Origin of the sequence: Paenibacillus sp. y28 (assembly GCF_037137075.1) — a bacterium.
In the GTDB taxonomy this organism is placed as follows: Bacteria; Bacillota; Bacilli; order Paenibacillales; family NBRC-103111; genus JBBBNV01.
The window spans coordinates 1-1,616 of the sequence record NZ_JBBBNV010000086.1 but is presented as its reverse complement, the minus strand read 5'-3'; the positions used below and the strand labels follow the sequence as shown (position 1 = coordinate 1,616).

Genomic DNA, 1,616 nt, shown 5'->3' with positions numbered 1-1,616 from the left:
CTGGACAGTGAAAAGTTCTCGTTGAAAATCGACACATGAAAAATAACCCAATCAAGCGAGTACATGATATCCTAAGGTTCCTATACCAGAAAGGAGATCAGATCGTAAGAAAGGGTTACCTTGTTAGTTTACCCCATTTCATTCAGATCGACCATACCATGTTGAAATTTATCGATGAAGTTCTATCCGCATTTCGTCCTTGCTTTTCCCGGAAAGCCACCTATGACTGGTTCGTTGTGATCGTCGTCGGCTTGATGATCCGCTCGGATCATTTGGGCCTTACAGCCATCATCCGCAGTCTAGCTATACATCCACGCCACTATGAATCGATGATTCACTTCTTTCGTTCCGATGCCTGGTCGCTCGATTCCCTTCGACTGGCCTGGTTCAAAGTCGTTCGCCGCGTGGCTCCACTGCTCTATCTGCATGGACGCGTCGTCCTTGTCGGCGACGGGATGAAGCAAGCCAAGGAAGGTCGGTATATGCCAGGTGTGAAGAAACTGCATCAGGAGTCCGAGAATTCATCCAAGGGTGAGTACATCTTCGGCCATCTGTTTGGCGCGATCGGCATTCTGGCCGGCTCCCCGCTCAAATGGTTCTGTCTGCCCCTGTTCATCAACCTGCAGGACGGTGTCAAAACGATCTTCAGTTGGGACGCTTCGGCAGAACAGCGGCAGGATTCCCACGTGGTGCAGATGATCAATCAAGCGCTCAGCGCCGCCCGTTCGTTTGGCGGAGCCCTGCTTCTGCTGGATCGCTACTTCCTGTCCATTCCGGCGCTGAAGCGTTTGGCGGAAGGCAACCTCTCCGGCGAGAGCCGGATGCACATCGTGACCAAGGCCAAGCTGAATGCCGTCGCTTACGAGCGCCCCGTCCGCAAATCCGGCCGGGGACGTCCGCCCAAGAAGGGCAAAATGCTCAAGCTCGCCGAGTTGTTTCACACGCATGCAACGGCATTTCAATCGGTCAAGGTGACGATTTACGGGAAAGAAGAAACGGTTTCCTGCCTCTGCCTGGACTTGCTCTGGGGACAGGGTTTGTACCAGGAGCTTCGCTTTGTGCTGGTCAAACAAGGTGAGCGTCATTCGATTCTCGTCAGCACGGATCTGTCGCTGGAAGCGACCGAGATCATCACCCTGTATGGGTACCGCTTCAAGATCGAATGCACTTTTCGGGAAATGAAGCAGGTGATCGGCGCATTCGGCTACCGGTTCTGGAGCCGCTCCATGCCGAAGCTAAAACGCTACTTACGCAAAGGCGAGCCTCATCCGATGGAACAGGTCCAGAACGAAACGGATCGCTCGCGCATTCGGCAGACGCTGAAAGCCATGGAAGGCTTCGTCATGTGTAGTGTCATCGCCACAGGCCTCATCCAACTGGTCGCCCTAAAGTTTTCCGGACGGACTCCCGCACGGTTCTTTCGCTATCTTCGCACGCCTTCCAAAGTAATTGTCTCGGAAGCGACGGTGACGGTTCATCTGCGCCATTCGATTTTTCGGTTGTTTGCCCAAAACAAGCAACTTTCCGTAACCCAAATTATTCGTTCCAAGCAAGATTCGCCCTCTACTGACGCAGATTCATGGGCTTCTTAAGCTTGAGAACTTTTCACTGTCCAG

The 1,616-nt window shown here is 53.0% G+C and carries 1 protein-coding gene; it reads left to right on the top strand.

Features of this window, described 5'->3' with window-relative positions:
* Positions 1-158: 158 nt before the first annotated feature.
* Entirely contained in the window at positions 159-1,592 is a 1,434-nt protein-coding gene (locus tag WBG83_RS22335; protein WP_336747594.1) for a transposase, read from the top strand.
* Positions 1,593-1,616 lie beyond the last annotated feature (24 nt).

What these genes read in the sequence shown, in the direction of transcription:
- WBG83_RS22335 (WP_336747594.1), top strand. Translation starts at nt 159, where the DNA reads ATGTTGAAATTTATCGATGAAGTTCTATCCGCATTTCGTCCTTGCTTT.